The 26391-nt window shown below is 58.8% G+C and carries 29 protein-coding genes; 14 read left to right on the plus strand and 15 right to left on the minus strand.

What is annotated here, in order from left to right:
• Positions 1-98 precede the first annotated feature (98 nt).
• Together ACID345_RS11565 and ACID345_RS11570 are read right to left on the minus strand one after the other, a co-directional pair.
• Positions 99-506: an OsmC family protein gene (locus ACID345_RS11565; RefSeq protein WP_011523046.1), complete on the minus strand. Its 408-nt coding sequence runs from the start codon at positions 504-506 to the stop codon at positions 99-101.
• A gap of 26 nt (positions 507-532) precedes the next feature.
• Positions 533-2077 carry a cation-efflux pump gene (locus ACID345_RS11570; RefSeq protein ID WP_228370767.1) on the minus strand — a complete coding sequence of 515 codons (1545 nt, stop codon included), beginning with the start codon at positions 2075-2077 and terminating at the stop codon, positions 533-535.
• On the opposite strand from ACID345_RS11570, the gene ACID345_RS11575 reads away from it, so the two are divergent.
• Both ACID345_RS11575 and ACID345_RS11580 read left to right on the plus strand, forming a co-directional pair.
• The gene (locus ACID345_RS11575; RefSeq protein ID WP_187148991.1) at positions 2078-3010 is read left to right on the plus strand and encodes a peptidyl-prolyl cis-trans isomerase; all 933 of its coding nucleotides are present in this window, start codon (positions 2078-2080) and stop codon (positions 3008-3010) included.
• A complete protein-coding gene (locus ACID345_RS11580) occupies positions 3007-4080 on the plus strand; it encodes an NAD-dependent epimerase/dehydratase family protein (protein WP_011523049.1) in 1074 nt (357 codons plus the stop codon). The genes ACID345_RS11575 and ACID345_RS11580 overlap by 4 nt, the downstream gene beginning before the upstream one ends.
• Here the strand turns inward: ACID345_RS11580 and ubiE are convergent, their stop codons facing one another.
• Complete coding sequence (gene ubiE, locus ACID345_RS11585) at positions 4081-4833, minus strand: bifunctional demethylmenaquinone methyltransferase/2-methoxy-6-polyprenyl-1,4-benzoquinol methylase UbiE (protein ID WP_011523050.1); 753 nt, start codon at positions 4831-4833, stop codon at positions 4081-4083. It lies immediately after the preceding gene.
• Entirely contained in the window at positions 4830-5930 is a 1101-nt protein-coding gene (gene aroB / locus ACID345_RS11590) for a 3-dehydroquinate synthase (RefSeq protein ID WP_011523051.1), read from the minus strand. The genes ubiE and aroB overlap by 4 nt, the downstream gene beginning before the upstream one ends.
• 100 nt (positions 5931-6030) lie before the next feature.
• Between aroB and nadB the strand changes: the two genes are divergently transcribed.
• Positions 6031-7599, plus strand: coding sequence for an L-aspartate oxidase (nadB, locus tag ACID345_RS11595; RefSeq protein ID WP_011523052.1), 1569 nt, complete (start codon positions 6031-6033; stop codon positions 7597-7599).
• On the opposite strand, the gene ACID345_RS11600 is transcribed toward nadB, so the two are convergent.
• From ACID345_RS11600 to ACID345_RS11610, 3 genes are all read right to left on the minus strand, one after another.
• Positions 7600-8250, minus strand: a complete 651-nt coding sequence (locus ACID345_RS11600; protein WP_011523053.1) for a hypothetical protein — start codon at positions 8248-8250, stop codon at positions 7600-7602. It abuts the gene before it with no gap.
• An 83-nt stretch (positions 8251-8333) separates the two neighbouring features.
• Complete coding sequence (locus tag ACID345_RS11605) at positions 8334-8975, minus strand: NADH-quinone oxidoreductase subunit B (RefSeq protein WP_011523054.1); 642 nt, start codon at positions 8973-8975, stop codon at positions 8334-8336.
• A gap of 87 nt (positions 8976-9062) precedes the next feature.
• Positions 9063-9923, minus strand: a complete 861-nt coding sequence (locus ACID345_RS11610; RefSeq protein WP_011523055.1) for an aldo/keto reductase — start codon at positions 9921-9923, stop codon at positions 9063-9065.
• A 109-nt stretch (positions 9924-10032) separates the two neighbouring features.
• Here ACID345_RS11610 and ACID345_RS11615 point away from each other — a divergent pair, with 109 nt between their 5' ends.
• A complete protein-coding gene (locus tag ACID345_RS11615) occupies positions 10033-10524 on the plus strand; it encodes a GNAT family N-acetyltransferase (protein WP_041855649.1) in 492 nt (163 codons plus the stop codon).
• 6 nt (positions 10525-10530) lie between these two features.
• On the opposite strand, the gene ACID345_RS11620 is transcribed toward ACID345_RS11615, so the two are convergent.
• Together ACID345_RS11620 and ACID345_RS11625 are read right to left on the minus strand one after the other, a co-directional pair.
• Positions 10531-11256 carry an SIMPL domain-containing protein gene (locus tag ACID345_RS11620; RefSeq protein WP_011523057.1) on the minus strand — a complete coding sequence of 242 codons (726 nt, stop codon included), beginning with the start codon at positions 11254-11256 and terminating at the stop codon, positions 10531-10533.
• A 157-nt stretch (positions 11257-11413) separates the two neighbouring features.
• Positions 11414-12148, minus strand: a complete 735-nt coding sequence (locus ACID345_RS11625; RefSeq protein ID WP_011523058.1) for a hypothetical protein — start codon at positions 12146-12148, stop codon at positions 11414-11416.
• A 171-nt stretch (positions 12149-12319) separates the two neighbouring features.
• On the opposite strand from ACID345_RS11625, the gene ACID345_RS11630 reads away from it, so the two are divergent.
• From ACID345_RS11630 to ACID345_RS11645, 4 genes are all read left to right on the plus strand, one after another.
• Positions 12320-13660, plus strand: coding sequence for a radical SAM protein (locus ACID345_RS11630; RefSeq protein WP_011523059.1), 1341 nt, complete (start codon positions 12320-12322; stop codon positions 13658-13660).
• 266 nt (positions 13661-13926) lie between these two features.
• Positions 13927-14883, plus strand: coding sequence for a phosphoribosylaminoimidazolesuccinocarboxamide synthase (locus ACID345_RS11635; RefSeq protein ID WP_011523060.1), 957 nt, complete (start codon positions 13927-13929; stop codon positions 14881-14883).
• Between the two features lie 10 nt (positions 14884-14893).
• Positions 14894-15448 (plus strand): CvpA family protein, encoded by a 555-nt coding sequence (locus ACID345_RS11640; RefSeq protein ID WP_011523061.1) that lies wholly within the window; start codon positions 14894-14896, stop codon positions 15446-15448.
• A 43-nt stretch (positions 15449-15491) separates the two neighbouring features.
• Entirely contained in the window at positions 15492-15770 is a 279-nt protein-coding gene (locus ACID345_RS11645) for a helix-turn-helix domain-containing protein (protein WP_011523062.1), read from the plus strand.
• 683 nt (positions 15771-16453) lie between these two features.
• Here ACID345_RS11645 and ACID345_RS11650 read toward each other — a convergent pair.
• Positions 16454-17755, minus strand: a complete 1302-nt coding sequence (locus ACID345_RS11650; protein WP_041855651.1) for a hypothetical protein — start codon at positions 17753-17755, stop codon at positions 16454-16456.
• Between the two features lie 355 nt (positions 17756-18110).
• Here ACID345_RS11650 and ACID345_RS11655 point away from each other — a divergent pair, with 355 nt between their 5' ends.
• From ACID345_RS11655 to ACID345_RS11670, 4 genes are all read left to right on the plus strand, one after another.
• Positions 18111-18845, plus strand: a complete 735-nt coding sequence (locus ACID345_RS11655) for an SDR family oxidoreductase (protein ID WP_011523064.1) — start codon at positions 18111-18113, stop codon at positions 18843-18845.
• Between the two features lie 50 nt (positions 18846-18895).
• Positions 18896-19390: a DinB family protein gene (locus tag ACID345_RS11660; protein WP_011523065.1), complete on the plus strand. Its 495-nt coding sequence runs from the start codon at positions 18896-18898 to the stop codon at positions 19388-19390.
• Positions 19391-19477: 87 nt separating this feature from the next.
• Entirely contained in the window at positions 19478-19783 is a 306-nt protein-coding gene (locus ACID345_RS11665; RefSeq protein ID WP_011523066.1) for a YtxH domain-containing protein, read from the plus strand.
• Between the two features lie 13 nt (positions 19784-19796).
• A complete protein-coding gene (locus ACID345_RS11670; protein WP_011523067.1) occupies positions 19797-20321 on the plus strand; it encodes a hypothetical protein in 525 nt (174 codons plus the stop codon).
• Positions 20322-20453: 132 nt separating this feature from the next.
• On the opposite strand, the gene ACID345_RS11675 is transcribed toward ACID345_RS11670, so the two are convergent.
• Complete coding sequence (locus ACID345_RS11675; RefSeq protein ID WP_011523068.1) at positions 20454-21188, minus strand: SDR family NAD(P)-dependent oxidoreductase; 735 nt, start codon at positions 21186-21188, stop codon at positions 20454-20456.
• Between the two features lie 119 nt (positions 21189-21307).
• Here ACID345_RS11675 and ACID345_RS11680 point away from each other — a divergent pair, with 119 nt between their 5' ends.
• Entirely contained in the window at positions 21308-22267 is a 960-nt protein-coding gene (locus ACID345_RS11680; protein WP_083763726.1) for an AraC family transcriptional regulator, read from the plus strand.
• Positions 22268-22746: 479 nt separating this feature from the next.
• Here the strand turns inward: ACID345_RS11680 and ACID345_RS11685 are convergent, their stop codons facing one another.
• From ACID345_RS11685 to mnmA, 4 genes are all read right to left on the minus strand, one after another.
• Positions 22747-23406 (minus strand): DUF2306 domain-containing protein, encoded by a 660-nt coding sequence (locus ACID345_RS11685; protein ID WP_011523070.1) that lies wholly within the window; start codon positions 23404-23406, stop codon positions 22747-22749.
• Between the two features lie 332 nt (positions 23407-23738).
• On the minus strand, positions 23739-24524 hold the full coding sequence (locus ACID345_RS11690; protein WP_011523071.1) for a prolyl oligopeptidase family serine peptidase: 786 nt from the start codon (positions 24522-24524) through the stop codon (positions 23739-23741).
• Positions 24521-24796 carry a hypothetical protein gene (locus tag ACID345_RS11695; protein ID WP_041855653.1) on the minus strand — a complete coding sequence of 92 codons (276 nt, stop codon included), beginning with the start codon at positions 24794-24796 and terminating at the stop codon, positions 24521-24523. The genes ACID345_RS11690 and ACID345_RS11695 overlap by 4 nt, the downstream gene beginning before the upstream one ends.
• A 7-nt stretch (positions 24797-24803) precedes the next feature.
• The gene (mnmA, locus tag ACID345_RS11700) at positions 24804-25916 is read right to left on the minus strand and encodes a tRNA 2-thiouridine(34) synthase MnmA (RefSeq protein WP_011523072.1); all 1113 of its coding nucleotides are present in this window, start codon (positions 25914-25916) and stop codon (positions 24804-24806) included.
• Between the two features lie 161 nt (positions 25917-26077).
• On the opposite strand from mnmA, the gene ACID345_RS11705 reads away from it, so the two are divergent.
• Positions 26078-26380: a hypothetical protein gene (locus ACID345_RS11705; RefSeq protein ID WP_041855654.1), complete on the plus strand. Its 303-nt coding sequence runs from the start codon at positions 26078-26080 to the stop codon at positions 26378-26380.
• Positions 26381-26391: the final 11 nt, after the last annotated feature.

Here is a 26391-nt window from a genome sequence, read left to right on the forward strand (position 1 = left end):
GAGTTAACAGCGCCGCGCTGTGACGGAAGGCATCCCCGTTTGTGACGGAAGTACATCGTGGAGCGATATGGCGCGAGGAGCGGCCAGCAGGACGAAAGCTACTCCGAATCGGAATCCAGCACGATCGTGGAGGTGATCTCGGCGGTCTTTTCCAGCATGGCGGATACCGAGCAGTACTTCTCCTTCGAGAGCCGGACCGCATCTTCCACCGACTTGCGGTCCACTGCTCCAGCAACGCGGTAGGTCAAGGCGATCTTGGTGAAGACCTTCGGAAAATCAGACGCGCGCTCGGCGACCGCACTGACTTCAATCGAGGTGTACGGCTCACGCTTTTTGCGCAGGATGGAGATGACATCGGAGCCAGTGCAAGCGCAAAGGCCCATCAGGACGAACTCCAGAGGGCTGCTGGCGGTTTTAGTGTCGCTGGCGTCCACCATTACGGAGTGGCCACTGGCCGCAACGGCGGTCATGCGGTCGTCTTCAATCCATTTGGCACGGGCATGCATGAAGAAATTGTAGCTCGAAGCTGAGGTTAGCGCCGTGCGTCCGTCGCCGGTTCAGGATGGATCAGCACGCGAAAGAGCTCGGGATGCGCGTGTTTAAAGGCGATCTCCAACTCGGTCTGTACTTCGTGCACTCGCGACAAGGTCATGTTGTCGTCGAAGGTGCAATGGCAGGAAACGTAAAGCCGCCCTCCGACGCGCTTGAATTCCACGTCGTGCATATCGTGGATTTCCTTGAACCGGTCGGCAATCGCGAGAAGCTGCTTCTCCAGCTTGGCGTCGCTCTCGATTCGCTGCGTATGCTCGATCCGCGCCGGTTCGCTCTCGATGTGAGTGAGGATGGAGTCAATCTCCTTCACCTCGTCTCTAATATCTGCTTCGAGCCGGGTGACTAGATCGTGCGCCTGCATCATGGTGAGGCGCTCGTCGAGCTCCACATGTTGTTCGACGTGGAGCTTGCCGTCAATCTCCTGGATGGAAATGTCGTGCACGTACCAGTTGTTGCGGGTGGCGACACCGCGAATCCGGTCGAAGATGTTTTCTCCGCGCCCGGCGCGAGGAATCGCGATCACGTCAACGTCGGCCTCGGGAAGCACCTGGCGCACGGCGGCGCGGGCCGCATCGGCGACCAGGCCGGAGCGTTGAAACGTAACTTGCCGCGAAAGCCCGATGTTCAAGTCCACGAAGTAGTGGTTGCCAGCCTTGCGAATGCGTACGCGCTCGATTTCCAGCACGCCCTCAACCGCCGACACGTGATCGATGATCTTGGAGCGGACGCCAGCAGGAGCGGCATCGAGCAATGCGTCGACGGTCTGCCGCGCCAGTCGCCAGGAGACATAAACGACAATTCCCGCGACGCAAAGTGCAGCGAGGGGATCGGCCTTCATCAGCCATGTAGTGCCAGTGCGCTGCGCGTACGCCACTACCGCGAGGCCGAGGATTACGACGGAACTCGACCAGACGTCGGTGCTGAAGTGCAACGCGTCGGCCTCAAGCGCCTGGCTGTTGTACTTGTCAGCAATGCGCTTGAGTTTGCGCGACCGCCAGATATCTACGGCGATCGAGATGAACATCACCACAAACGCCCATATGCTCGGCTTGATCTCAATGTTTCCGTGGAAGAACAGCCGCTTTCCTGCCTCGTAAACGATCCAGACACATGTCAGCAGCAGTAGGCCCGTTTCGATGAAGGCCGAGAAGTTTTCCACCTTGCCGTGACCGAATTGATGATCGGCGTCGGCAGGTTTATCGCTCACCCGAATAGACATGAACGTGATGAAGGCGGCGATGAGATCGAGGCCGGAGTGGGCAGCTTCCGAAAGGATTCCCAAGCTGCCGGTGTACACGCCCACTACCACTTTGAGGCCGGTAATGAAGATGGCGGCGAAGACGGAATTCAGCGCGACGGCGTGCTTATCGCGCCGCATTGCCTCGAGTTCGAGCTGCGTTGCATTGGGCACGAAGCTGCCGGCCTGGGCCATACTTCGATTATCGCCTGTGGGCAGCGGTGCGCCAATGAGGAAAGCGTGACCCTGTGCTACGATTTTTGCGAACGTTCCATCGGAGATCCTCACGTGCCGCGCTTTCTGGTCTGCGCAATTCTCTTACTCGGTTCCCTGGAATCCATTGCGCAACAACGGGCCCAGGTAGAAAGCGCTCTCGATGGCGGCGTGGCGCCGGACGAATTCGTCATCCTGGTTACCGGGGCCTGTGAGACCAAGCCGGGTGATTTTGCGATACGAGACTGCGTCCGCGGGGTGACACGGGCGGAATTTGAGCAGATCATTTCCATTGCCGCGCCCAATGCCACTCCGCAGATACGCCAGAAGGTTGCCGAAGCGCTGGGCGAGATCATCATCCTCTCGAACGAGGCCAAAAAGCGCGATCTGCCGAAAGATCCGGCGATCAAAGAGACGGTGAAGTTCAGCCAGCTGCAAGCGCTCCAGAACCTGCTCATCTCGCAATCCATCAAGAAAGACGCCGACAACGTACCGCAAGCCGATGTCGAGGCGTATTACAACGCCCACATCGGCGACTACCAGAGCGGCGAGTTCCAGAAGATCATCGTGCCGGCGACTGTCTCCGACAATGTCGACGAGAGGACCAAGCTCGCCGCAGATTTGCAGAAGCGCTGTGTAGCTGGTGAAGATCCCGCAAAACTCCAGGCGGAGATTGATGACAAGGCAAAGCGTACGCCGACCAAGCTGGTGGAACTGAAGAACCAGCACCAGAACTTCTATCCCGTGGCGGAGCATCCGATCTTCGACTTGAAGCCTGGCCAATGTTCTGCCGTCATTCCTGAGCAGCAGGACCTTGCGATTTACAAGGTGACGGCGATCAAGACCACGCCAATCGCGGACGTCAAAGATCAGATCGTGAAATCGCTGCAGACCTCGCGAATGAAGGACGAGATCGCGAAGATCAAAAGTCAGAACGTCGTCAGCCTGAACGGCAAGTACTTCACCGTTCCTGCAGCGCCCCAACAACCGGCCACACCAAAGAAATGAGCACTCGACCGGCAGTGATCGTCACCGGAGTTGCAGGAAACCTCGGGCGACGCTTGCTGCTGCAGCTTGGCGACTTCGACGTGACCGGAGTGGATGTTCGCGCTCCGGAAGGCGCGTCTTTAGGCCGCTTCGAACAAATGGACCTGGGGACTGAATCCGCCTCCACTCAGCTCATTGATCTTCTCCGCGCGACCGGGGCCACTACGGTTGTGCATCTGGCGTTCATCGTGGATCCGCTACGCTCCGGGGTGCTCGACGAGCAGCACATGTGGCAAGTCAACGTGGCGGGCACGGCACGCGTGATGGAGGCCATCAGCGTGGTGAACCGCTACGGTGGCGCGGTGTCGAAGTTCATCTATCCCAGCAGCGTTGCCGTTTATGGGCCGGAGACTGACGACCTCGTTGACGAGAACAGTCCGCTGAAGGCGCGGAGCCTGCCGTATGCACTCCACAAGCAGGAATGTGAGGAGGTCGTGCGTTACCGCCAGGAGTGGATGACCGGCTGTCGCACGTACATGTTGCGGCCGCACATCTTCGCAGGCGCAACCGTCGAGAACTACATGATCGGCACGCTGCGCGGCACGTTCTTCGGCAACGGCAAACGCGCTGCCCGCATGAAGGACGAAGGCAAGCGGCTCCCAGCATTATTGCCGTGGGGCAAGCAGTATCTCGAGAAGAAGATTCAATTCGCGCACGTGGACGACGTCGCGCGCCTCATCGCCCACCTGCTGCGAAGGCCTCCGGATAACGATCCGCAATTGACGGTGTTGAATGTCGCCGGACGCGGAGAGCCGCTCACGATTCAACAGTGCACGCAGATTGCCGGCACGAAAATCCGTCGCGTCCCGAGCCAGCGCATTGCTCGCATCATTGCGCAGAAGATGTGGGATTGGGGCATCTCGGGCGCCCCGCCGGAGGCGCTGCCCTACATGATGGGCTCGTACACGATGAACACCTCGCGCCTGAAGGCTTTCCTCGGCGCCGAGTACGAGAACGTGATCCAGTTCACCGTGGAAGGCGCGCTACGCGACAGCGTGCAGGCAAACGCCGAATCCGCATCCGCGAGCTAGCTACTTCTTCCCTCGCCACAGACCGGCGATACCGAACGTATAACGCGTCCAACTCACCTCGCGGAAGCCCACAGCCTTCATGCGCTCCAGCATCTCTTCCGGCTCGGGAAAGCGTTCCACCGATGCCGGCAGATACGCGTACGGGCCTTTGACGCCCGAGATCATGGTGCCGATCTTCGGCAGAATATTCTTGAAGTAGAACCGATAGAGATGGCCGAAGGCGCCTTTCGGCTCGCTGAAGTCGAGAATCCCGATTTCACCATTGGGCCGCAGCACGCGGTAGATCTCGCGCAGTCCAGCGTTATAGTTCGCGAGATTGCGAAAACCGAACGCACTGGTGACGAGATCGAACGACTCATCTGCGAAGGGCATGTGCAGGGCGTCGGCCTCGACCCACTCGATCGGCTTCCCTGCTCCCTTCACGCGCGCACGCTCCAGCATCGCCGGCGAAAAATCCGCGCCGGTCATCTTCGGCTTCTGCGCGCTGGCGTGACGGTAAAGCGCAAACGTCATGTCGCCCGTACCGCAGCACAGGTCAAGCACGCTCGCCTGCGAACTCCGCAAAATGTGCTCGAAGATGCGCGCGGTGCGGTTCCACCACATGCGGTCCACGTTCATGGAAAGCACGTGGTTAAGCAGATCGTATCGAGGTGCGATCGACGAAAACATGTCGCGCACCTGCGCCGCGGCTTGCTGTTCGTCGTGCGCGCCCTCTGGGGCTGCGCCAATCACGGGTTGTTTGGCTTCGGTCATCCGACAAACGACAGGTACTTCAGTTCTTCGATGGCCTGCACCACGGCACGGTCGGTGACGTCGATAGCGACTTCGACCTTTCCGATCTCGCGCGGCAGGATGAAATGCGTGACTCCGTGCACCGTCTTCTTATCGCCCTTCACGCGATTGGCGGTTTTCTTCGCGTTCACTTCAATCTTCGGCAGCGGAGCGTACGCCAGGCACAAAGAAATGATGCGTTGTGCGGTCGCCGAATCAGTTCGTTGAAGGCCGGCGGCGATCATGGTGACCGCGATCATCCCCCACGCAACAGCCTCGCCGTGCAGGAAATACTTATAGGCCGTCTCCGCTTCGAGCGCGTGCCCGATGGTATGACCAAAATTCAAAATGCGGCGCTCACCACTCTCATGCTCGTCAGCGCCCACCACATCGGCCTTCACGCGAACGCTCTCGGTGATCAGCCACTCGATCAACCCAGGGTCGCGCTCCACAATGCGCTGGCGGTCGCGTTCCATCCGGTCGAACAAATCCGGACGACGAATCACGCCACACTTCAACGACTCGTACAATCCCGAACGAAATTCGCGTTCCGGTAGCGTGCTGAAAACGCCGGGATCGGCCAGCACCAGCCAGGGCTGGTAGAACGTGCCAACGAGGTTCTTCCCCGCCTTCAAATTCACACCGGTCTTGCCGCCGATGGATGAATCCACCTGGGCCAGGAACGTCGTCGGCATCTGGATAACGGGAATGCCGCGCATGAAGACCGACGCGACAAAGCCTGCGACGTCTCCCACCACTCCGCCACCCAGCGCGCAAATGATGGATTGACGGTCAGCGCCCTTCGCCATCATCTTCAACGCCAGGTCCTCTACCGACGCCATGTTCTTGGCGCGCTCGCCATCTTCCATCTCGAGGAAGATGACTTCGAAACCCTCGGCAGTGAGAGCGTCCGTAACGATTCCGGCCCAATGTTTCCGCACCGGCGCCGAGGTGATTACAAATGCACGCTTCGCTTTGGGCAGCACGACGCGGATGTGCTTGCCAGCGTCACGCAGGATCTCGTGGCCGATGAGCACGTCGTAGGTGCGGCTCGATGTTGTGACCGGAACGCGGTTCAATCTGGTTCTTTTCTTTCGCTGGAGTTGAGAATTGCGCCAAGACTCGCGACGGATCTCATACCCTTTTCGCATGGTAACATTTGCTTTACATCGTTCGCAGATGAAGCAGATTCCCTCCCAGGCAGATTTCATCGTGATCGGCGCCGGCGTCGCCGGTTTACGCGCCTCGATCGAACTCGCCGCTCACGGCTCCGTCCTTTGTCTCGCCAAGCGCGAGGTCGCCGAATCCAACACCCAATATGCGCAAGGCGGCATTGCAGTAGCCCTCAGCGATGAAGACGAGATCGGCCTTCACCTGCAAGACACCATCAACGCAGGCGACGGCCTGGTCAACGCCGAAGCCGCACGCGTGCTGGTGGAAGAAGGTCCTCCGCGGATCGAAGAGTTGATCGAGTGGGGTACGCAGTTCGACCGCCATGGCACTAAGCTTTCTTTCACGCGTGAAGGCGCACACAGCCGTAACCGCGTGCTGCACGCTCACGGCGACTCCACCGGGCAGGAGATCGGCCGCGCGCTGTACGCCAAGGCCTCGACCATCCCGCAAATCCAGTTTCTCGAGTTTGAATTCACCACGGAGTTGATCGTCGAACACGGGCGCGTATGCGGAATCCGAGTGCTTGATGCCGAGAACCGCGCGCGTTCCATCCGCGCCTCTGGCGTAGTTCTCGCAACCGGTGGCCTCGGGCAGGTTTATAGCGACACCACGAATCCCACCGTCGCGACCGGTGATGGCGTTGCGATGGCGTATCGCGCCGGCGCTGAAATCAGCGACATGGAGTTCGTGCAGTTCCATCCCACGGCGCTGTACATCAAAGGCGCGCCACGCTTCCTCCTTTCGGAAGCCCTACGCGGCGAGGGTGCATACCTGCGCAACATGGCGCTGCACCGCTTCATGCCGAAATATCACGAACTGGCAGAGCTTGCGCCGCGTGATGTCGTAGCCCGCGCCATCGCGCATGAAATCGAATTAGCTGGTTCAGCTGAGGCCGTCGTCTATCTCGATCTCACGCATCTTCCGGCCGATCGCACGCGCAGCCGTTTCCCGCGGATTTACAAGACCTGCCTCGAGTACAACATCGACATCGCCACCGACCTGATTCCGATTCGTCCGGCGGCGCATTACGCAATGGGCGGTGTAAAGACTGACCTCGATGGCCGCACCACTTTGCCGGGGCTTTATGCGGCAGGCGAGTGCGCGTGCACCGGGGTCCACGGCGCAAATCGCCTGGCAAGCAATTCCCTGCTTGAAGGTTTGGTTTACGGCGCGCGGGCCGCACGAACGCTGGCCATGGCGTTTGCAAAGCTGGAAACTGGCGCAGCGGAGACGTCCGTCCAGGTCAACGACACTCCCGGCGCTAACGAGCAAGCTGAGGCCGTGCTTCGCAAAGTACAGGCCGCGATGTGGCGCGATGTCGGCGTCGTTCGCGAGGGCCAGCGACTTCGCGCTGTAATCGCCGAATTGGAAGCGCTGCGCAGCGAAATTCCCGCGTTTGCTTCACGTCGGGCATGGGAAGCCGCGAACGTGCTCGATACCGGCTTGCTCATCGCCCGCTCAGCGCTGGCGCGCGAAGAGAGTCGTGGCGCGCACTACCGCACCGATTTCCCGGATCATCGCGATGAATTTCTGAAGCACTCCGTCGTGCGCGGCGACGCCATCGTCTTCGAGTAGCTAGTCGCGGACCACGCCGTCATCTTCCCATTCGTGGCCGCAATCATCGCAAGTCCAGCAATATTTCGAAGTGCCCGTCTCTTTGTCGCCGGTTGAACTGGCGTCAACCTCTTCGAAAATTACGCCATCCGATTTGCACTTCGGGCAACGGATATCGGCATCGGGAACCGGCTCGGTGCTCTCAGAACCGTAGCCGGGAATCGCAGCCTTCAGCAGTCGATAGGTTCGGTCGGCAGCAGCGCGCCAAACTCGCATCACCAATCCGCCTTCGAAACCAGACTGCAATTGCTTGGGATCGCGGACCTTCTCTTCGCCGAGGAAGCATTCGATCTGCGCTTCGTCCAATACATGCTTGATCCGCAGCAGTTGCTCCATGCTCTCGACCCACTCGACGATGATCAGTTCGTCGTCTTCCGGCACAAAGCCATCGTCGGATGGAGGCAGAGCTTCCAGTTCCTCGTCGCTCGGAGGCGCTGTGAGGTTCAACTCGATCGGCAGTTTGCGGCTTTTGATTTCATAACTCAGGCGTTCACAGGCCACATCGGTCAGGTTGTAGGCTTCCGCGGCGACACTCTCGAGTTCGTCGTCGTGCATTTCGCGATAGAGTTGCGAAAGACGATTGAATTCTCGTTGTACATCGGCAGGCTGCATGGTTCCGCATGATACCCGAGACGTTTTCCCGCGGCAAAAACAAAACCCGCCACTCGGGCGGGTCTGAGCAAACTTCGAAAAACTTACGGCGTAACTGGTTCCAAATTCAGTGCGCGCCGGAACGATCCACGCTCGGCTTGAATCTTTTCCTGCAGCAGCGTGATCGCGTAGATCAACTGCTCCGGACGCGGCGGGCATCCCGGCACATAAATATCCACCGGAATGTACTGGTTCACGCCCTGCACCAGCGCGTAGTTGTTGAACACGCCGCCGGAGGTCGCGCAGGCGCCCATCGAAATCACCCACTTGGGCTCGGGCATCTGGAGGTAGAGGTGGCGAATGACCGGCGCCATCTTCTGCGAGACGCGGCCGGCGATGATCATCAAGTCGCTCTGTCGCGGCGACGGCCGAAAGACCTCGGCGCCAAAGCGCGCAATGTCAAAGCGGCTGGCGCCCATCGACATCATCTCGATAGCGCAGCAGGCCAGGCCGAAAGTCATTGGCCAGATCGAATTCTTGCGGATCCAGTTCACCGCATTGTCGAGGGTCGTCAGAACGATGCCCTCTTCCGGCTGCTCGCCAAAGGTCGCGCGGCGGAGTTGCTCGAAGCTCTGATCCGAGCCAACCAGGTTATCGAAACGTTCGCTGGGGTTCGTCATACAGGTTCCATTATACCGATACCTATTGGATGAAGCGCGCGGGTCCGCGGGTGCATAGTTGCTCAACTTGGCCCCGGCCCTCGCCCCTGTCATCCTGAGCGAAGCGTGCGCAGCACGCGCCGTCGAAGGCCCCCTGTCCCTCCCGTCAGCCGATTACCGCGCCAACGCTTCCAGGTCAGCAAATTCCTGCTGCGTCAGAACCAAATCCTGGGCCTTGAGGTTCTCTTCCAGGTGCTCGATTGAGGAGGTGCCCGGGATCGGCAGCATCACCGGCGAGCGATGCAGCAGCCATGCCAGCGAAATCTGCGCGACGGTCGCATTGTGCTGCTTTGCCGCCTGATCCAGCTTGCCCCCAGCCTTTGCCAGTTTGCCCGCTGCGACTGGGAACCACGGAATAAATCCGAGATTGTGCTTCTCACAGTAGTCGAGCACGTCTTCGCTCTTACGATTGGCCAGGTTGTACTCGTTCTGCACCGAGACGATTGGCATCACCTTGCGCGCCTGCTCGATTTCCTTGACGGAGACCTCACTCAGTCCGACGTGCCGAATCTTTCCCTGCTCCTGCAGTTTCTTGATCGCGCTCAGCGAATCTTCGACGGGAAACTTCGGATCAATGCGATGGAGTTGCCAAAGGTCGAGCCGCTCGACTTTCAGGTTGCGCAAGCTCAGTTCAACCTGCTGCACGAGGTACTCCGGCTTTCCGAGTTCATGCCACTTGTTTGGCCCAGTGCGCAGGAAGCCCGCTTTGGTCGCGACGACGACACCCTTCTTGTAAGGCGCCAGCGCTTCGCCGATCAGACGTTCGCTGACTTGTGGGCCGTAGGAATCGGCGGTGTCTATAAAGTTCACGCCGAGTTCGACGGCCTTACGTAGCACTTCTTTCGCTTTTTCTCGGTCGGGTGGCTCGCCCCAAATGCCGTTCCCCGTGATGCGCATGGCGCCAAAGCCAAGCCGGTTGATCTCTAAATCACCGCCGAGGCGGAAGGTCTTGCTCACTTGCGTCGCCGTTGCCATGAATCCTCGCTTTCGTCCTAATGGGATTCAATCGCGTCGGAAAACGATTCACGCCAACCGAAGTTTTCGAAGTTGAATCTTCGTCAGAGAAGGACTCATCTTGAGTCGAATGGCGCAGCCTTTCACGGTTGAGGAATTTCGGCCCGAGTTCACGGAAGCAATCCTTTCGCTAATTGTCGGCATTCAGGCCGAAGAGTTCGGTGTTCGGATCACCGCGGCGGAGCAGCCGGATTTAGCGGCGATTCCGGCGTTCTACCAGCAAGGCAGCGGGAATTTCTGGGTGGCCACCCGCGAGACCCGCGTCATCGGCACGATCGCGCTGAAAGATATCGGCAACCGGCAGGCCGTGTTACGGAAAATGTTCGTTGCTCCTGAAGCGCGCGGCAAGGAACACGGTGTTGCACTCGCCCTGCTCACCACGCTGCTCGATTGGGCGCGGCCCCGCGGTGTGAAGGAAATCTTCCTCGGCACCACCGACAAGTTCAAAGCCGCGCACCGCTTCTACGAGAAGAATGGCTTCGAGGCAGTCTCGCCTGACGCACTGCCTTCCGCGTTTCCGCGCATGGTGCAGGACACGAGGTACTACCGGCGCAAGCTCTAGCTCCAGCTATTGCAATTCAAAACTTACGGTCACGAACGCGCGAATCACGGACACACCCGCGACGGTGGTGCGCTCATCTCCACCACCTCCTCCACCTGACCGTTCCATTGTGGAGAAAGCGTAGGCATTCGCTTGCACTTGCATTGGGCCGTCATAGTTCATGCCCTCGTTGATGTCCCAGGGCTTCCCAATCGTCTGGTCGAGTTGGGCAGCCATCGCGGTGGCTTTCTCTTTGGCGACTTTGATGGCGTTGATTCGCGCCTCTTCCCGATATTTCGCTGGCTCTCCGACGCGAAATTCAACGCTTTGTATCCGGTTCACGCCAGCGCTCAGCAGCGCCGAAACGAGCGACTCGTATTTATCGAGGTTTTTGAGAGTCACGGTGACGGTCTGCGAGACATCGTACCCACTCGGCTGCGCGGCCCACTTTCTTTCCGGATACTCGAGATCCATTGATAGCCGACTGGTGGCGACATCTTTCTCATCTACGCCGGCGTTGCGCACCACACCAAGCACTCGCTTCATACGGTTATCGTGGTCCGCTTTCGCACCAGCCAGCTCCTTATCTCGCGACTCGACGCCGAACACCAGTACCGCCTGATCGGGAACTACCTTCACTTCTGCCGTGCCCGAAACGGTGATCAGCCGCGGCCGGTCGTATTTCGTTTGTGCAGACGAGATGGACGACAGCGACAGAATAACCAGAGCCAATAGGCCTAAAGAGTTCTTCACGCTTACACTCCTCCGCTCGCAGTTGTAAGTAACTCGTTCCATCGGACGCCGAGTCTTCACTTATGTAAGCGGAGAATTGCGATGCGCGGGTCAAATCGGGCCGACAGGAAAAGGTGCTCGCCCGCAACTTCGCACGGACGAGCAACCCGTGATGCAGTTACTGCACCGTCACATACTCCGTCTTCTGGAACGTATGTCCGGCCTGGTCGTGGTGCTGGATGGTTACGCGGTGTTTACCGGGATTCATCAGGATCCAGCTATTCACTACGTTGGTGGCTCGAGCGTAGGTGGCATTCACGCCATCCACGTAGACCGTGGTCGCGACCTGTTGGTTACCGGCCTGATCCGCGGAATCCGTCGCCACGCCGGAGATGTGCACCGGAGACCACGTCGGTTCGCCCGTAACAGGCGTGCAGATAGTCATCGTTAAATCCGTAGCGCTCGGCGTACACGGCGGCGCGTTAGTGACGTGCAGAGTCACCGTCTTCTGGAAATAGCCCTGCGCGTCCTTGGCTTGCAAGGTCAAGCGCAGGGTCTCGTTCGGTGAGCCGTCGAACAGGAAGATCGAGACATCGGGCGGGATACTCTCCGCCGATCCAACGAACGTTCCGTTCTGGTAGAGGGCGATCCCCTTCAGCCCGGCCGAATCGGCCACCTTGGCGCGCAACAGGAAGTGCCCGGTGAGGTCCACACCGTCCGGTGGCGTACAGATGTTGATGGTGCGATCGGTGGTGGGAGAAGGACAGGGTTCGTAAAACGGATAGGTATCCGAGGACGTAGGAACGATCCTGACGGTTGGGCTCTGCGGGACTGTGGCTGTATTGGTTTGAGCAAGGCCAGTGGCAACGAGCATCACGGCCGCAACCGCAGCGAGTGGAATGCGCAACTGCATGAAAACCTCTTGGAATTTATTTGCTTGCTGTTCGTGCTGTACGTGGGACTGAGCTGCGCGTCAGCAGGTTGTCACCATGGGACAGTTTCCGTCTCGATCACTTTGTTAAGGGCGAATTCATGGGGACGAAATACTACGGCGTTTTTTCTGGCAAAATAGTAAGTGCATTTCATGTCCACCTATCGCGCGATCCACGAGCACATCGAGCAGCATCCTTCCCTGCCCCCCGAAGCGGTGATCAAGGCCGACCTTCTGCGGCGTGGCATCTGCTTTACCGATGAGGCGCTCATCCCGCCTCCGGGCGCCGACCTCCCGCAGCACCAGCCAAAGTCGTATTTCATTTTCTCGTTCGACATGGTGAAGCAGAGCGAACTCGACGAGGCGCACAAATGGCGCGCTCCGGAAGAGATCGCGCTAACCGGCGGTCCACTCGAACTGCGCCGGACGATTGTTTCCGTGCGGCTGAATCCCGAATCGCCGTATCGGATCGTGGTGCACGAAGGTCAGCGTTGGCTCGAGACCGAAGGACAGAAACTTGCGCAGGTCGCGCTGCCACCGTTTCCGCCGTATTACGCAGAGAAACTCACCGACGGCCGCGCCGTCGCCGAGATCGCCCCCACGATCCAGTGGGGCTACCTGATCTATCTCACCGTCTTCCGCGTTTGCCAATACTTTGGCGAGAAGGAAGAGTGCCAGTTCTGCGATATCAACCACAATTACCGCCAGCAGATCGCGGCCAAGCGACCGTACACCGGCGTGAAGAAGGTGGAAGACATCGTGGCGGCGATGGAGAAAATCGCCGCCGTCGAGAACCCGAGCAAGGCATACACCATCACGGGCGGGAGCGTTACGTCGCAAATCGGTGGCGAGAGCGAAGTCGAGTTCTATTCGAAGTACGTCGAGGCCATTGAAGCGCGTTTCCCGCGCCGCTGGATTGGCAAGGTCGTCACCCAGGCGTGGCCGGTGGAAGACGTCAAGCGCCTGAAGGCGTCCGGAGCGCAGATTTATCACCCCAATTACGAAGTTTGGGACGCCAACCTTTTTGCCAAGCTGTGCCCGGGAAAAGAGCGCTACATCGGCCACGACACGTGGATCCGCCGCATTGTGGAAGCCGCCGAAGTCTTCGGCCCCGCTAAGGTGATTCCCAATTTTGTTGGCGGCATTGAGATGGCCGCCCCGTACGGCTTTACTGACGTCGAGGAAGCGGTGCGTTCCACCGGTGAAGGCCTGGACTTTTTCATGTCGAAGGGCATCACGCCACGTTTTACGACGTGGTGTCCGGAACCAACGACGCCGCTGGGAAAATTGAACCCTGAGGGCGCGCCTCTGGAATATCACTTACGTTTGCTCGAGGTTTATCGCGACACGGTTGAAAAACACAATCTCGCTCCGCCGCCGGGATATGGCGAAGCCGGACCGGGACGTGCGGTGTTCTCGGTATCGCCGTTCATGGATGTGTTGGGGATGGGAGAAGAAGACCAGGTTCGTTCGTCGGAGGCGCTCTCGTCGTAAGGTTAGCAACAGCGACGGTCGTCGTAATCCTCGGCAATCAAAAAATTCTGTTGTACTTGACACGGTTGCTCGCCGTGTTGTGAATCATTGAGTGCGTTGCAGCAATTGCCATAAGTAATACTTTGAAACACTGAAAGTCGAAACACGGCACTGGTAGCGACTTTCGCACGACCCAGCAAGTTGTCAATCAATTTCCATTCAACGCCGGAAGTAGTCCGAAATCGGAATTATTTCAGACCGTTGACAAAAAGAATCGGATAACTAGAATGACCGACGTTCTCGCTCATCGAAATAACTCATCCAATACAAACGTGACTGACTCCGTGAAACAATCCGCCGTTTTACTTCACACCGACATTCCAGAACTGGAGCTCTACGCCAGCGGCAAAGTCCGCGACATTTACAAGGTCGACAGCGATCATCTTTTGTTCATCGCGTCCGACCGTATCTCGGCGTTCGACTACGTGCTCGCCTCCGGCATCCCGGAAAAGGGCCGCGTGCTCACGCAGATTTCCCTGTTCTGGTTCGACTTCCTCAAGAACATCGTGGACAACCACCTCGTCACCGCCGACGTGAACAAGTTCCCTGCCGAGCTCAAAGCGCACGAGGCGCAACTCCATGGACGCTCCATGCTGGTGCAGCATGCGCAGATGATCCAGGTCGAGTGCGTGGTGCGCGGCTACCTCTCCGGCTCCGGCTGGAAGGAATACAAAAAAGACGGCGCGGTGTGCGGCATCGAGTTGCCGAAGGGTCTCCAGGAAAGCGATAAGCTGCCGGAGCCGATCTTCACACCGGCGACCAAAGCCCAGACCGGCCATGACGAGAACATTTCTTTCGACCGCATGGTGCAGGTCACCGGCGGCGACCTCAGCGAAAAGCTCCGCGAGGTCAGCATCAAGATTTACAAAGCGGCCGCCGATTATGCCCTCACGAAAGGCATCATCATTGCCGATACCAAGTTTGAGTTTGGCATGACTCCGAAGGGCCTGGTGCTCGCGGATGAAGTGCTGACGCCCGATTCGTCTCGCTTCTGGCCAGTCGACAAGTACAAGCCGGGTATGACGCAGGAATCGTTCGACAAGCAGTATGTGCGCGATTACCTGGAAGATATCAAGTGGAACAAACAGCCTCCCGCTCCGGGGCTTCCCGAAGAGGTTCAGGCCAAGACGAGTGAAAAATACGTGGAGGCTTATCGTCGCCTGACCGGGCACGACCTGCCTTAATAGGCGGGCGATGAACGGCCTTGACTGGGTCTTACTCCTACTGATTTTGCTTTCTACGCTGCTTGCCGCAGCCCAGGGTTTCATTCTCGAAATCTTCGGCTTGGCGGGAGCGCTGGTCGGGTACGTTTTAGCGGCATGGGAATACCGGCGGCTAACGCCGCTGTTTGCGAATTACGTCAGTTCGCCATGGGTGGCTGACATCGCAGCTTTTTTGACAATTTTTCTGTGCGTTGTGCTCCTGGCAGGAGCGCTGGCACGCATTGTGCGCTGGGCCGTCTCGGGCGTGGGATTGAAGTGGTTCGATCGCATCCTGGGCGGGGCCTTCGGCATGGTGCGTGGCCTGGCGGTAGCAGCGGTGATCGTGATGGCATTCGCGGCATTCGCGCCCACCAGCCCTGCCTTGAAGCAATCGGCATTTGCACCCTACTTTTTGGTGCTCAGCCGGACAGCTAGTTGGATTGCGCCTCCGGACCTTAGAAACAAGTTTCGTGAAGGCGTGTTGATATTGCGGCAGGCGGGAGAGAAGGCACCTCCAGTGCTCCCACCGCCGAAACCATCGAAGTGATTGCAATGGGGCGAAGCCCCCAGGGGTTTGGAAGAGAGGCGCTGTGAAGGACCAGCTCGAAGCTTTAATTCTGCAAATGTATAAAAGCGGCATTCTGTACTCGGAAGCCGTCCGGGAATTCAAGAAACGATTTATCGTCACCGTTCTGCAAGAGAACAATGGGAACCAATGCAAGGCCGCGCGCCAGCTCGGCATGCACCGCAATACGCTCAGCCGTACGATCGCTGAGCTCAAGCTCGATGTGAAGGCCATCCGGCATGGCGGACGACGTCCCCCACGCAGCGTGACCCTCGCCGCACTGGAGAAGAAAGCCACGCGTTAGCAGTACCCTGCACTCATATTTGTGTTGCATCCAAGGAGCAGCCGACGGGCTGCTCCTTGGTGCGTTTAACGACAGACTTCAGGAATCCCTTTCACGTCTAGCGTGTAAGTAGGCAAAAAGACGCGCTACGGAGGGGGAGACTGCGGGGAACGAAGTCTCCCCTCCGAACGCGTGCCCGCGTTCCCCGCACGCCTCACGGCGTTCTTCGCGGGACTTTTTTTGCGCACAACGATGCCCGCCCACCCCGGACGGGAGTGGGCTGCCTTGTGGGCCCGGTGCGCCCGATTTTCAAAGATCGCTTTTGCCGCCCCTTCGGGCGGTGACCTCGTTTGAGGCCCAGAGACACTTTCGGCTCAGTGGGCCCTGGGCTTGTCGCCCGGGCCTACTGAGCCTCATTTAGCACTCTAGCAATGGGTCTGAAAGAAAGTCTGTGACCGCCCTCACCTCTGTTTGTGATAACGAAAACCAAATCTTGAACACGAAGGGCCGAAGCACACGAAGGATAGATTGAATTCTTTTAGTTTGCGAATCGAATGCGGCAGAGCCTAGGAAGCGTTCCGAGCAGAAACAACCCCTCAAATTCCTTCGTGTTCCCTTCGTGTCCTTCGTGGTGAAAGATTTTGGTTCCGCAGAAAAGAAAAGAGCAGCCATTTCGGCTGCTCTTTTTGCGAAACGACTGCTGGTTACTGCGCGGCGGGCTTCTTGTGGGCGCCTGCGGGCTTGTGGGCCGGTGCAGCGGCTACGCCGGGCAGTTCGCCGTCCTTCATGTTCATCATGAACGGATTCGGCGTGTAGGTGTCGGGAGCGGCCTGGAACTGCACGGTCGCGCCTTCCTTGGGCACCTTCGCTGCCGGAATCGGGGTTGCCATGGTGACGGTGATGTCAGCCTTGTGCGCGTCGTTGTCGTCGGTGCTGCCGGCGAGTTCGAGCTTGGTGCGCGAGGCGCTGATTACGAACGCGACGAGCTGGATCTGCTTGTCGTGGATCGTGTTCCACACCTTGTCAGCCGCATCCTGGTTGCCGGACGAAAGGACGAGCTGCCACTCGGCGAAGCTCATGTCCTTCACTTCCTTGCTCTTCACGAGGTCGGCAGCCTGCTCGGCGGGGCTCGGCGGCGGCGGCGCGGGGGCAACCGTGAAGCCTTGCGGCGGCGTCGGCGAGGCAGCGGCGGCGGTCAACAACTCCGGCCAGCCCTGCTCAGAACCGTGAAACTTGTTGTACTTTTTGCGGCCGTAGTCGCCGAGCTGTTTCTTCGCCTGGTCGTTCGGGGCGGTGGCGGCAGCGTGCGCAATGTACCAGAGACCCTTCGGGTTCACCGGGTTCGCCTCGAGATCGGCGAGCGCGAGCTGGTAGACATCGAGGAAGGAGGCGTTGGCGCCGGCGAGGTTCACGCCGTCTTCAAAGTCCTTCTGCGCGGTTGCGTAGTCCTTCGTGTTCAACGCGCCAAAGCCGGCAGCGCCGTCGAAGATGATCTGCGTTTCCTTCTTCAGCTTCTCGAAGTCAGCATCGCTGACTTCAGCGGGCTTCTGGATAACTTGTAGCGCCGTGAGGCCCTTCTGACCATACTGGGCAGCCTGGGCCGCGTTGTCCTTGTTTCCCGTCTGCAGCGCCATCATGCGGTAGGTGTATGCGAGCAGCGCGAGGGCGCGAACGTTGTTGGGCTCGACCTGGATGATCTGCTGGGCGGTCTGCAGCATGTTCTGCTGGTCGCCGGCCTGCTGGTAAGCGGCCATCAACAGTTCCATCGCGTCAGTCTTCATCACGCTATTGGGATAAGTCTGAAGGAACGACTGCAGCGCGGTTGCCTTCGCCTTCGGGTCCGCTTGCTGCACCGCGTTTACATATGCGTTGTATTCCGCGGGGTCTTTGATTTCTTTCTTCTGTTGGGGCGCGGCAGCTTGGCCGGCGGCAAGGCTGGGTAGTGCAAGCGGCTGGATGGCGACGGTCGCCATCATTAGCAGCATCGTCACTAGCGGTTTCTTCATTTCGAATAGCTCCTTCAGACTCTCAGTACTCAGTACGGGATTTCGCCCCGGCGCGCTTGGCGCGATATCACTTTCGTGACGACTCATTCTACGCGAGGGGAAAAATTGCGACATTCTCCCGACCCGCCACATCTGGTTAAGGCATAAACCGGAAGTGTACGGCTCGTGAATGCTGGATTATAAAAATCCAAACGCTACAGTGCAAGTTACGTACCAGATTAGACATATCCACCCGGTTCCGAACCCGCAATTTTTAATGCCCCTAAGGTGCTTCACGTTGGTCTGATGCGCATCAGCGTCTCTCCTTTGCATCCAAGATTAAGGTTCCCCGGCTAAACTGTTCGAGGGGCCCGCCATGGCAGATAGCCCGATCGAATACCTTCCGCTGCATAACCAGGTTTCCGTCGTAACTGGCTCCAGTCGCGGGATGGGCGCGGCCATTGCCCGCCGCCTTGCGATTATGGGAGCTGCTGTCGTGATCACGGCGCGTCACGCAGAAGGCCTCTCCGCCACCGCGCAATCCATCCGCGAGAACGGTGGGCAGTGTGAAGCCGTCCCCTGCGACGTTACGAATCTCGCCCAGGTTGAGGCCGTCGGGCGCGCCGTAGAAAAAAAGTTCGGGCGCATCGATATTTTGGTTAACAACGCGGGCATAGGGAGCATGGGACGCAAGCTGTGGGAGTTCCCTCCTGATGAATGGGAACGCGTGATGAGCACAAACTTGCGCGGCCCTTACTACCTGATTCGCACGTTTGCTCCCATGATGATCCGCGCCAACAGCGGCCACATCATCAACATCTCTTCCCTCGCCGGCAAAAATCCTCTCCCGAATGGCGCTGCTTATTCGGCCTCGAAATGGGGACTGAACGGGCTTACGCTTTCCGTCGCCGAGGAGTTGCGCTCGCACAACGTTCGCGTCAGCCTCGTCTCTCCCGGTTCCACCGCCACCGACTTCGGCGATCACTCCGCCAAGAACGAAAGCAAGATGCTTTCGGCGGACGATATCGCGAACGTCGTAGCGATGCTGGTCACGCAATCGGCCAACTCGTTCGTCAGCGAAGTGAACATTCGTCCCACGCAAAAGCCGTAAACCTCCGTGCTCTGCTAGCGTTGAACCCGAACACCGGAGAAAATGTTGCGATGAGCGAGATACCACGTTTGCAGGACCTCTTGCACCGTATGTACGACGGCGACGCCTTTTACGGCGACTCCATCGTCACGGTGCTTTCCGATATCGACACCGCGCAGGCCTTCTGGGTTCCCGACGGCGCTTCCCATAACATCTGGCAGATCCTTCGCCACATGACGGTCTGGACCGACATCATTCGGCAGCGTCTCACCAGCCCGACGATCATTGAGGTCGAGAGCAATGAGCAGAACTTCCCAATGGCTCCCGCTGCGAGCGACGCCGGCTGGCAATCGGCACAAGCCGACTTCAAGAGCGCACTCGATGAGTTGATCGCAGCATCCGGAAGCTTCCCTGAAGCGAAGCTGGCAGCCGGCGTCCCAGAACGTGGATACACGTTCTACATGCTGCTCCATGGCGAGGCCCACCACGCGCTCTACCATCTTGGCCAGATCTCGTTGATCAAGGCGATGTACAAAGGTGTGTCGAATCGCGCCGAATCGGCATGAATTGCCGGTAAGCGCAGCCCTTCTGTTTGTAATTCCCCACTACCGATGCTACGATTCGCTTTCCTAAATTCACTCAGGAGGACAGTAATGTCGGATTCAGACAGCAATGGTTTCCTATGGTTTTTGGCGGGCCTTGGCATTGGCGCCGCGGTGGGCATCCTCTACGCCCCGAAGAGTGGCCGCGAGACGCGTGAGCAGATTTTGCAGGCTGCCGAAGATGGCCGCGAAGCCGTGACCAACCGGGCACGCCAGTATCGCGATCAGGCCGGCCAATGGGTGGACAAGAGCAAGCAGTACGTGGATTCGCAGAAGGAACAGATCAAGTCAGCGTTCGAAGCGGGCAAGTCCGCCTATCGCGAAGCCACCGAAGCTGAAAAGCCGGCGAAGGGCTAAACAGGGCTAAGCAATGAACGATACGCTTCTGATCATCTTCATCTCGGTCACTTCGGTCGCCGTGATCATCGAGGCCGGTGTGCTGGCGGCGATGTACGTGGCGATGAAGAAGACCGCGGACGAGGTTTCCAAGTTGTCGCACGAGGTCCGCTCCCGGGCACTTCCCGCCGTGGAGTCGGTGCAGTCGTTGATCGTGAACAACAGGGACCGCGTCGAGGAGATCATCGAGAACCTTGCAGCCGCCAGCACTACGGCGCGCTCGCAACTGGTTCGCATTGACTCCACCCTTAACGACGTCCTTGATCGCACCCGGCTGCAGGTCATCCGCGCCGACGAGCTTGCTACCTCAACCATGGACAAAATCGAGGAAACGACCGAGATCGTGCAGCACGGCATCATCACGCCGGTACGACGCATCAGCGGCGTGATCAGCGGTATCTCCACGGGACTGGGTATGTTTACCGCCAGCCGCAAGGCACGCAAGAACGGCGGGCAGCGAGCGGCGGACGGTGCGCGGTCGGAAGATATGTTTATTTAGGAAGCAGGAGTTAACAGGAACGAAGGCCGCCACAAGCGGCCTTTTTCGTTTGTCGAAGTTTGCGATTGTTACCGAACGCGGACGAAGATCGTTAGTGGTAAGACGATCCTGCACTCACCGGCATCCGCGATTTCAGATGGCCGAGAAGCCGCCGTCGACGGACAAGTCCACCCCATTCACGAAGCTCGAATCGTCCGAAGCAAGAAACAGCGCGGCCGTCGCAATTTCCTCAGGACGCCCCATTTTTCCCCGCGGGATCAGGGATTCGAACATCTGCTTCGCCTCCTCGGTGAGGACTTGGTCCTGCATTGGTGTGGCGATCGGCCCCGGGCTCAGCACGTTTACCCGGATATTCCGGCCCTTAAGTTCGTTAAGCCAGGTGCGTGCAAATGAGCGCAATGCCGCCTTGCTCGCCGCATACACGCCGTAACCAGGAAACCCTTTCACCGAAGCAACCGACCCGGTCATGAAGATCGATCCGCCATCGTTGAACAGCGGCAACGCCTTCTGAACTGCAAACAGCGTGCCGCGCGTATTCAGGCCGAAGGCCGCATCGAAGTGCTGCTCGGTAATCTCGCCCAGGGGCACGGACTCGCCCGTACCGGCGCTCGCGTACAGGATGTCGATCTTGCCCTTTTCTCGTTTGACTGTTTCGAACAGGCGGTCGAGGTCGTTGAGATTGGCCGCGTCACCGCGCACGCCGGTCACGTTCCGGCCAATCAGCTTGACGGCCTCATCGAGCTGTTCCTGCCTCCGACCCGTGATGAAAACGTAGGCACCTTCTTCAACGAAGCGCTTGGCGCTCGCCAGCGCCATGCCGCTCGATCCTCCAGTGATGACTGCAACCCTACCCTCAAGCTTTCCCATGACTGCTCCCTTCGATAGATGTGTAGCATCCATACAGAAGAGTAGATTTCCTTGACGGTGGACGAGAACTGCTCGTAAGTCCTGATGTTTTGTCTATTCGTCCAAACTAAGAGGCGACGTTGGATCCGATAACTGACATCTTCAGAACGATGCACGTAACCGCTTTCGGTCAGCACAGGCTCGAAGCTACAGCTCCGTGGGGCTTGATACAGAAGCGGGCCGAAGAAAAAGTCACAGCTTCCGACAAAACCCACTCACCCACAGATTTGGCGCACTTCGCCATGCTGTCGCGCGGGAACTGCTGGCTGAGTGTGGAAGGGATTCCGAAGCCGATTCCCCTCACCGGTGGTGATTGCATTTTGCTGGCCCGGGGGACTTCGATCGTTATGCGCGACAGCCTGCGAACGCGTCCGAGGTTGAGTTTCCGCGAGATCGGGGCCAGGGCGAAAAGCAATGTCGCTCATTACGGAGGCGGTGGCGCACCGACGACAATCGTCTGCGGGTCCTTGAGTTTCGATCGCGCCAACCTGAAGCCGATCACTCAGTTATTGCCGAGATTCATTCTGATTAAAGCCGATGAGGCGCGAACGCTTGCACTTCACAAGACAATGCAGGCGCTGGCCTCAGAAATGGCAGAACAGGCGCCGGGATCGGAAGTCGTGGCGACTCGACTGGCCGAGGTTCTGTTCATCCAGGCACTCCGGGCGCATATCGCGTCGGAATGGGAGTGGCGCAACCAAGGATGGCTACGTGCAATTTTCGATCCTCAAGTAGGCGCTGCCCTGAATGCCGTTCACGACAGTGTGAGTACGCCCTGGACCGTCGAATCCCTGGCCGCTGCGGCGACCATGTCGCGCTCCGCATTCGCAGTCCGTTTTAAAGAACTACTCGGACAAACACCCTTGGAATATGTAACCGAGTGGCGGATGCAGAAGGCGATGCAGTTACTACAGCAGCGCGACAAGAAGCTCATTGACGTTGCCCGGTCGGTCGGTTATGAATCCGACGCTGCGTTCAGTAAGGCGTTCAAGCGAGTTGTCGGGGCTAATCCTGGCGAATACCTCAAGCGCGGGGCTTGAGAACAGGAACCCGCGGAGGATTCTACGCGCGAGGGTCGATGAGCGATAGCAGCCAGAACTACAACCTATTGTCATGCGCCGGAGTTCTTGCCACGTCTCGAAAAACGTGAGACATGGGCGCCCCTGGTCCCCCCACCCCCCTCCCCCTGTATTTTGTTTTCAGCAGCTTACGCTGTGGAAAACTCGTAAAAATTTGAGCCCCAAGGGTTTAGAGGTATAAATTTGAAAACAAACAACTTATCTCCGGGAAACGGGACCTTGAGCCTAGAAGGTCGTCGAGCCCAGTTTGTGCCGGAGGGAGACAGGATAGGGATTTGGGTCGTGGAAAGATGTGACGGGGGATGCAGAGCGCGGTGATGGGGCGCACCGATCCCACGTTTGGTGGGGATTGACAAAAGCGTTCAACCGCAGAGGACAAGGGGGCTAGGAGGGAGATCGAGGAAACCGGGGACGCTTTAGGCCTCCCCCTGATTCCCGTTTCAAGCAGCGAGTGTCGACTCCGCTGGGCGGGTACGTTGAATGATCCATTCGGCGATGAGAAGGTTCGGGATCCAGCACAACCAGGCAACGACGATGAAGGCGACGTGGAACGACCAGTGGAAGCCGAACAGCATCAGGGGCAGATAGTTCCTGAGGCTTACGGCGGCCAGCGAGAGCGCGAAGTTCCGGATCATCCAGCGCCGATGCGCCCGGACGTCTCTGCTCCTGATGGTGAGGTAGGCTCGCAGTCCAGTGAAGAACCACAATACGGCCAGAACGCCGAAGCCCCAGTGCGTGGCGATCCCCTCTTTGGACACCAACGCCATTGCGAACCCGGCAATTGAACCGAGGGCGACCGACAAGAGATAGATCCGTCCTAACCAGCGATGCCAGTTGAGGGCGCGCGCGCGAAGCTTTGTCGAGAACTGCCAAGGGCCGATCAAGAGCGCGCCAATACCACCGGCGATGTGCAGGCGCAGAGGAAGGATGTAGTGAGCGAAGTGCGCGTCGCTGGGCCGGACGAGAAAATAGTAGGAGCCGTACAGCGCGATAGCGACGGACGACACCAGCATCGTCCACCAGAGGAGTTGCTGCAGCCACCTGCCGCTGCGTCCGGGAGACGTGGTGCCTTGAAAACGAAGTGTGTCCGGACGGCTCATGAGGCGCTACGCGCAAGAGTATAGCTTGAGACTGCGTAGAGCTTCAGCACGCGTGAATAGGGGGGTGACGCGACAAGCGAGCCAGGTTGATCGTCTTCCCATGTCCCGAAAATCGCGGGACATGGGGGCACCCGACCTCGCTCTTCGTGTCCGCTCAAGCACACCGTGTCCGAACGGACGCGATTCAGGCGGACATGCTATCCGCCGATCAACGGCGTCGCGAGTGGCTGTCATCGTGCACAACCTCTCGACGGGCACCCGGCACCCGGCATGCTGTGATCCTCTCGATACTTGTGGATAGAGGAAACGAGCTCGAACTCTTCTTCGACGAGTTACGGTTTCTTTTGCTGGAACAGCCACGCCCACACATCAGCTCGCGCATAGACTGCCGTCCAGGCATCGTGCTGGTCGGCGTGAAGCTCGATGTACTGTACGTTTGCGCCCACAGCTTTCAGAGCGCTGAACATCCGTCGTGACTCGTCCACCGGAACATTCGGATCACCGTCGTTATGGAAAATCCAAGTCGGTAATCCCGCGACTTTCTTCGCGACCGCAGCGTACGGATCTGGTGCTTCCGGGAAGACTGGCGGGTAATCCAGGCCGCTTTGTTTTCCTTTGAATTGTCCCGCGAAGCCGCTCACCACCAGCAACGCGGCGAAACGCTCCGCATGATGAGAGGCGATATACCAGGTTCCATTGCCACCCGCCGAGAGGCCGGTGAGATAGACGCGTGCAGGATCACCGTGGAACTCGGCGATTGCTTTGTCCACTGCGGCCAGTGCTGCCTCACCGCCCTTCTGCTGCCACCCGGGCGTATGGTCGGCGTGCGCCTGGGGGAAGATCACAATCGCCGGAAAGCGCTCGGGATGCAAACGGATCGCAGTGGCCACGCCCCCGGCAGTCTGCTTGATGCCGTCGTCGCCATACTCGCCTCCGCCATGAAGCGCAACAAGGATCGGCCATGCGGTGGCGCGGTTGAAGTCGCGGGGAACGTAAACCACATAGCGGAACTCGGTCCCTTCAACGGTGACGGACCGGTTCAGAAAACCCGTCTCAGATGTCTGCGCCCCGGAAAGTGGGGCAACGAGCATTAACAAAAAAGCGAACACCCGGTTCATTCAGAGTCCCTCTCCGCCGTCAGATCGTGCGGGCTGGAAGTATCGAGCGTTGCTTGGCCTCTGACTTCGAGATCATGTTTTATCGAGAGCAATTCGTTTCCGCAGAATCCGTATTTGCCGCACACAACTTCATCAAGAAAACGGTCGCTTATCCCACGCTCAACGACTTTGTTGTTAAGGGAGATATTGAACGTACCGTCCGCGCTTTCGGTGACGGTGATCTTCGCGTCGTTGGATTTTCTGATAGAGCTGTCTTTGAAGGTTTTCGACACCGGAGCCTCAGCAGATCCATCCCCCGCCCACGACCACATCGCCGTCGTACAACACCACGGCCTGCCCGGGCGTAACTGCGCGCTGCGGGTCGTCGAACGTGACCAGAACTTCGTCGTCGCCGGTCTTCTCAATTGTGGCCCAGGCGGGCTCGTGCTTGTGGCGGATTTTCGCGTGGACGCGCATGGGCTGCGCGAGATCGCTTACGGCGATCCAATTCATGCGCTTGGCGCGCAGGTTGCGCGTGAGGAGCTCGTCGTTGTTGCCGACGACTACCTGACGCTTGTCGCCACGCAGCTCGATCACGTAAAGCGGGCTGCCCGTCGCAACGCCGAGGCCCTTGCGCTGGCCGACCGTGAAGTTGTGGATGCCCGTGTGGTGGCCGACGACTTCCCCGCTGCTGGTGACTAGCTCGCCCGATGTATCGGGTAACGACTCACCCTGCTCCTCGAGATAGGCGTCGAGGAACTTCTTGTAGTCGCCGTTGGGGATGAAGCAGATCTCCTGCGAGTCAGGCTTCTCGAAGAGCTTGAGGCCGTGGTTCTTCGCGTCCTCGCGGACCTCGGGCTTGGTCTTGTGGCCGAGCGGAAACAGGGTGCGGCTGAGCTGCTCCTGGGTCAGGCCGAAGAGGAAGTAGGTCTGGTCCTTGGCGCGGTCGGCGGGGCGCTTCAGTTCCCAGCGTCCGGTCTGCGCGTTGAAATCGTTGCGTGCATAGTGGCCGGTGGCGATCTTCTCGGCGCCGATCTGCTGCGCGGTGCGCAGAAGCTGGTCGAACTTGAGATGGTTATTGCAGAGGCTGCACGGGATCGGGGTGCGGCCGGAGAGGTAGTCCTCCACGAACGGCTTCACCACGTCGCGCTCGAAGCGGTCTTCCTGATTCACCACGTAGTACGGGATGGCAAGGGTCTCGGCGACACGGCGGGCGTCGTAGACGTCGTCCAGCGAGCAGCAGCGGCCCACGCCGGGCTCTCCAAAGCCCTCGTGGTGGGCGAGGCGGCGCTGGTTCCAGAGCTGCATGGTCAAGCCGACCAGGTTGTAGCCCTCAGCGCGCAGCATGGCCGCGACGGTGGAAGAGTCCACACCGCCCGACATGGCTACCGCGATTGTCTCGCTTTTGTTCAAATTCTTTTCACCACAGAGGGCACAGAGTGAGTTATTGATTGGAGTTCCCCGCCCTGGCACCTGATGCTTCTATTTTAAAGGGTTTTGAGCGCGCCTGCCCATTCTTCGGGTGTTACTGGCGTCTTCGGCGCGTTTCGTTCACAATTACTCCCGCGTCCTAAATGGAAACCGACTTCCAATCTCAGTACGGACATCTCGACGACGAACAACTGCTCGAGGTAGCTGGCGACCGAAGCCATCTAACGCCCGAAGCTGCGGTCGCGGTCGATACCGAGGTCGCGAAACGCGGCCTCACGCCGGCCGACCTCTCGCAACATGAGCGTTTCGTGAGTTGGAGCAAGCGGCGTGAGCTACGAATTCTTCGGATGAAGGCCTACGGTCCGCGGGCGCGGCGAACTCGATTAATCGTTGCATTGCTTGTTGCGATCGTGATGACAGCGATGATTGTCGTTTTTACGCGTTGACGGAAACCGTC

Origin of the sequence: Candidatus Koribacter versatilis Ellin345 (genome assembly GCF_000014005.1) — a bacterium.
Classification (GTDB): domain Bacteria; phylum Acidobacteriota; class Terriglobia; order Terriglobales; family Acidobacteriaceae; genus Korobacter; species Korobacter versatilis_A.